Source organism: Inquilinus sp. (genome assembly GCF_057815775.1).
In genome coordinates this window covers 1-4,336 of record NZ_JBYRFX010001118.1, presented here as the reverse complement: position 1 = coordinate 4,336, position 4,336 = coordinate 1, and the positions used below count along the sequence as shown (strand labels likewise).

Genomic DNA, 4,336 nt, shown 5'->3' with positions numbered 1-4,336 from the left:
CATGCCCTGGAGGCCGAGGATCCGCTGGAGCTGGAATCGGCCCTGCGCCGCAATCTCTACGGCACGGCCGAGCCCGAGGCGGGGCAGGTGAGGGCGATGGCCGGTTATCTGCGCCGCGAGGTGGCCGGCCTGGCCGCGCAGCCCGTGGATTCATTCCTGGCCGTGTCGCCGCGATTCGGCGCGGCGCCTCAGACGGTGGAGGCCCTCTGATGACGAACACCCCTGAATTCAGCCGCGAGGTTGGCGTCCGCTCCCTGCCGCGTGGCGGCAAGACCGTCGCCATCGATGCGATTGCGGAGGAGCGGGCCGCCCTGGCGCGCCGCTTCGGGCTGATCTCCCTCGACGATCTCAGGGCGAAATTGACCCTGACGCCCGGGCGCGGCGACACGGTCCTGGTCGGCGGCACCCTGTCGGCGGCCGTGGTCCAGCGTTGCGTCGTGACGCTGGAGCCGCTGCCGGCGGTGATCGAGGATGAGATCGAAGCGGTGTTCGCCGATGGCGAAGACAGTCACGACGTCCCGGAGATCGAGGTCGATCCCATGGCCGCGGAGGTCGAGCCGCTGGTCGGCGGCCGCATCGACCTGGGAGAGCTGGTGGCGCAGCATCTGTCTCTGGCCCTCGACCCCTATCCGCGGTCGCCCGACGCGCCGCCGCCGCCGGCCGAGGAGCCGGAGACGCCGGTGGTGCGCCGCAACCCCTTCGCCGTGCTCAAGGGCGGCGCCGACGACGGGTCTGACGCGTAATCGCTTTTTCTTGCCCCGACACGGCTTTTCCATTAAGCAACACCGGTCTGAGGCGGCCCTCCTGGTGCCGCCTTTTCGTATCGAGAGTTCAAGCAAATGGCTGTTCCGAAGAAGAAGACGTCGAAGTCGCGTCGTGACATGCGTCGTTCGCACCACGCCCTGGCCGGCGCGAGCTATGTCGAGTGCGCCAATTGTGGCGAGCTGGCCCGTCCGCACCATGTCTGCGACGCCTGCGGCCACTACCACGGTCGTGAGGTTGTCGCCGAGACGACGGCGACCGCCTGATCGATCTGCACCCGCGTAGGGAATGACCGACCCGGCGGCCTCTGGCCCTGTGACGATCGCGCTCGACGCCATGGGTGGCGATCGGGCGCCTGTGATGGTGCTTGAAGGGGCGGAAATCGCCCGCACGCACCATCCCGATGTGCATTTCCTGATCGTCGGTGACGAAGCGTTGATCGCGCCACTTCTGGCGAAGCGGCCGGCGCTTGCCGCGGTGTCGTCGATTCGGCACACCGCGGAATTGATCACCAACGAGGACAAGCCGTCCACGGCGCTTCGTGGCGGGCGCAATTCCAGCATGCGGCTGGCGATCGACGCGGTGGCGGCGGGCGAGGCGCAATGTGTCGTCTCCGCCGGCAACACCGGCGCGCTGATGGCCATGGCAAAGTTCGTGTTCAAGACGCTGCCGGGCATCGACCGGCCGGCGATCGCGTCGTTTTTCCCGACGCTGCGCGGCGAGAGCGTCATGCTCGACCTCGGCGCCAACATCGAATGCGATGCCGAGAACCTGGTCCAGTTCGCGATCATGGGGTCGATCTTCGCCAAGGCGGTGCTGGGCCTGGTCGATCCGACCGTCGGGCTGCTGAACGTCGGCTCCGAGGCGCTGAAGGGCCCGGATGCGGTGCGCGATGCCGCGGCGCGGCTACGGGAACTGGAATTCCCCGGCCGATTCGAAGGCTTCGTCGAGGGAGACGATATCCCGGCCGGCAAGGTCGATGTCGTCGTGACCGATGGCTTCTCCGGCAACATCGTGCTCAAGACCGCCGAGGGCACGGCCAAGCTCTATGCCACTTGGCTGCGCCACAGCTTCCAGTCGTCCTGGCTCGCCTCGCTCGGCTATCTCCTGGCCCGCGGTGCCTTCCGCCGGCTTCGGCACCGGACCGACCCGCGCCAGTACAATGGCGCCCTGTTCCTCGGCCTCAACGGCATCTGCGTGAAGAGCCATGGCGGCACCGACGGGGAGGGCTTCGCCCATGCCATCGACGTCGGCGTCGACCTCGTGCAGCACGGCTTCAACGACAAGGTGAAGCAGGAGTTCAGCCGGTTCGAAGTCGACCGGAACGGCACCAGCTCCGACGCGACGCCTCCCTCGACCGCTCCGATCGGGATCGAACAGCCTCAATGACAGTCCGTCGTGCGCGCATCATCGGCTGCGGGTCCGCCTTGCCCGCCCGCGAAGTCACCAATGCCGAGCTGGCCCGCACGGTCGATACTTCGGATGAATGGATCGTCCAGCGCACCGGCATCAGCACGCGCCATATCGCGGCGGCGGATGAGAAGACCTCCGACCTGGCGCTGGCGGCTGCCCGCAAGGCGCTGGCCGCGGCCGGAGTCGAGGGCAGCGACCTCGACCTGATCGTGCTGGCGACGACCACGCCGGACCAGACCTTCCCGGCGACGGCGGTGCGGGTCCAGGCCGCGCTCGGCATGACCCGCGGCGCCGCTTTCGACATCCAGGCCGTGTGCTCCGGCTTCGTCTACGCGCTGGCGATGGCCGACAACATGATCCGGCTCGGCCAGGTCCGCACCGCGCTGGTGATCGGCGCCGAGACCTTCTCCCGCCTGCTCGACTGGACCGACCGGGGCACCTGCGTGCTGTTCGGCGACGGTGCCGGGGCGGTGGTGCTGCGGGCGGTCGAAGGCGGCGGGACCACCGACGATCCCGGCATCCTGTCGACCCATCTGCATTCGGACGGCCGCTACGAGGACAAGCTCTACGTCGATGGCGGACCGTCCTCGACCGGCACCGTCGGCCATGTCCGCATGGAAGGCCGCGAGGTGTTCAAGCACGCCGTGACCAACCTGGCCGAAGTGGTCGATGAAGCGCTGGCGGCGAACGGGCTGGTCGCGACCGACATCGACTGGCTGGTGCCGCACCAGGCCAACAAGCGCATCATCGACGCCACGGCCCGCAAGCTGGACCTGCCGATCGAGAAGGTGGTGCTGACGGTGCACAAGCACGCCAACACCTCCGCCGCCTCGATCCCGCTGGCGCTGGCCGAGGCGGTGTCCGACGGCCGGATCCAGCCCGGCAACCTGGTCCTGCTCGAAGCCATGGGCGCCGGGCTGACCTGGGGCGCGGCCCTGGTCCGCTGGTAGCAGCCATTAACCCCAGTTAGCCGCTTCACTTCCGACGGCCGTTAGGAAATCCGGCCAACGCTCTGGAATTGACGGACTATTTCCAGAAGGGTACCGTTGCCGGCGGGATTACCCCCGCAATTGCCCGTCAGGGGGAGGCGGCATGCCGGAAACGGTGACACGTGCGCAGCTCAGCGAGTCGCTCTATCAGGAAATTGGCTTGTCTCGCAATGAGTCGGCCGATCTCGTTGAGACTGTGCTTGAAGAAATCTCCGATGCGCTCGAACGCGGCGAGACGGTGAAGATCTCGTCCTTCGGCACCTTTGGCGTGCGCCAGAAGGGGCAGCGAGTCGGCCGCAATCCGAAGACCGGGCAGGAGGTGCCGATCCTGCCGCGGCGGGTGCTGGTGTTCCGCGCCTCGCATGTGCTCAAGGGGCGCATCAACGGCACCACCGTCCTTCCGGAAGACGACGAGTAAACGTCATGGCCGGAATGGGAGGAACGGACGCCAAGCCCGCGCCGGTGCGCAAGTCCGCCACGGCGTATCGCACCATCAGCGAGGTCTCCGACGACCTGGCGGTGCCGCAGCATGTGCTGCGCTTCTGGGAGACGAAATTCGCCCAGGTGCGGCCGCTGAAGCGCGGCGGCGGGCGGCGCTACTATCGCCCCGAGGATGTTCAGCTGCTGCGCCGCATCCAGCGCCTCCTGTATGAGGAGGGCTACACGATCAAGGGCGTGCAGCGGCTGCTGAAGGAAGGCAAGTCGGCGGAGACCGAGGGCGGTGCGGCCCCGGACGACGCCGCGCCCTCGGGCCCGCCCCGGCCGGTGGCGGTGTCGAAGGCCAAGCCGAAGCCGGCCGCTGCCGCCGCTCCCCGCGACGAGGTCCAGCTGTCTCTGCTCGCCGGTGCCGGCCCCGACGGTCCGGCGCTGGGCCTGTCGGCCGAGTTGCGCGACGAGCTGACGGTCCTGCTGGCCGAGCTCAAGCGCCTGCAATCGGCGCTGGGCGGCGCGAACGAGGCCTGATCGGCCTCGCCGCTCCGGTGGCGTCTTTCTAAATCCTATTTAGTAGTCGGTGATGCCGCTGCGCGGGATCCGCACCTCGCGGTGGATCCAGACGCTCAGCAGCACGCCGCAGCCCATCAGCAGAGTCAGCATCGCCGTGCCGCCGTAGGACACCAGCGGCAGCGGGATGCCGACCACCGGGATCAGCCCCGTCACCATCGCCACATTGA

Annotated in this window: 8 protein-coding genes; 7 read left to right on the top strand and 1 reads right to left on the bottom strand. The window is 68.3% G+C overall.

Annotated features, from left to right (window positions below):
- The 7 genes from AC3XYG_RS39915 to AC3XYG_RS39885 all read left to right on the top strand — a co-directional run.
- Positions 1 to 210 (top strand): ubiquinol-cytochrome C chaperone family protein (locus tag AC3XYG_RS39915; RefSeq protein ID WP_489145470.1); only part of this gene is annotated, 210 nt, incomplete at its 5' end.
- Positions 210 to 743: a YceD family protein gene (locus tag AC3XYG_RS39910; protein WP_489145469.1), complete on the top strand. Its 534-nt coding sequence runs from the start codon at positions 210 to 212 to the stop codon at positions 741 to 743. The genes AC3XYG_RS39915 and AC3XYG_RS39910, both read left to right, overlap by 1 nt.
- 96 nt (positions 744 to 839) lie before the next feature.
- A complete protein-coding gene (gene rpmF / locus AC3XYG_RS39905; RefSeq protein ID WP_489145468.1) occupies positions 840 to 1,028 on the top strand; it encodes a 50S ribosomal protein L32 in 189 nt (62 codons plus the stop codon).
- A 22-nt stretch (positions 1,029 to 1,050) separates the two neighbouring features.
- Positions 1,051 to 2,151: a phosphate acyltransferase PlsX gene (gene plsX, locus AC3XYG_RS39900; protein WP_489145467.1), complete on the top strand. Its 1,101-nt coding sequence runs from the start codon at positions 1,051 to 1,053 to the stop codon at positions 2,149 to 2,151.
- A complete protein-coding gene (locus AC3XYG_RS39895) occupies positions 2,148 to 3,125 on the top strand; it encodes a beta-ketoacyl-ACP synthase III (RefSeq protein WP_489145466.1) in 978 nt (325 codons plus the stop codon). The genes plsX and AC3XYG_RS39895 overlap by 4 nt, the downstream gene beginning before the upstream one ends.
- Positions 3,126 to 3,267: 142 nt before the next feature.
- Positions 3,268 to 3,582 carry an integration host factor subunit alpha gene (locus AC3XYG_RS39890; protein WP_489145465.1) on the top strand — a complete coding sequence of 105 codons (315 nt, stop codon included), beginning with the start codon at positions 3,268 to 3,270 and terminating at the stop codon, positions 3,580 to 3,582.
- A gap of 44 nt (positions 3,583 to 3,626) precedes the next feature.
- Positions 3,627 to 4,127 carry a MerR family transcriptional regulator gene (locus AC3XYG_RS39885; protein ID WP_489145464.1) on the top strand — a complete coding sequence of 167 codons (501 nt, stop codon included), beginning with the start codon at positions 3,627 to 3,629 and terminating at the stop codon, positions 4,125 to 4,127.
- A 39-nt stretch (positions 4,128 to 4,166) separates the two neighbouring features.
- Here AC3XYG_RS39885 and AC3XYG_RS39880 read toward each other — a convergent pair.
- Positions 4,167 to 4,336 (bottom strand): FtsW/RodA/SpoVE family cell cycle protein (locus tag AC3XYG_RS39880; protein ID WP_489145471.1); only part of this gene is annotated, 170 nt, incomplete at its 5' end.

Excerpts from the sequence above, each read along its gene's own strand:
- AC3XYG_RS39890 (WP_489145465.1), top strand. The coding sequence starts at position 3,268 with ATGCCGGAAACGGTGACACGTGCGCAGCTCAGCGAGTCGCTCTATCAG.
- plsX (WP_489145467.1), top strand. The coding sequence starts at position 1,051 with ATGACCGACCCGGCGGCCTCTGGCCCTGTGACGATCGCGCTCGACGCC.
- rpmF (WP_489145468.1), top strand. The coding sequence starts at position 840 with ATGGCTGTTCCGAAGAAGAAGACGTCGAAGTCGCGTCGTGACATGCGT.
- AC3XYG_RS39910 (WP_489145469.1), top strand. The coding sequence starts at position 210 with ATGACGAACACCCCTGAATTCAGCCGCGAGGTTGGCGTCCGCTCCCTG.
- AC3XYG_RS39895 (WP_489145466.1), top strand. The coding sequence starts at position 2,148 with ATGACAGTCCGTCGTGCGCGCATCATCGGCTGCGGGTCCGCCTTGCCC.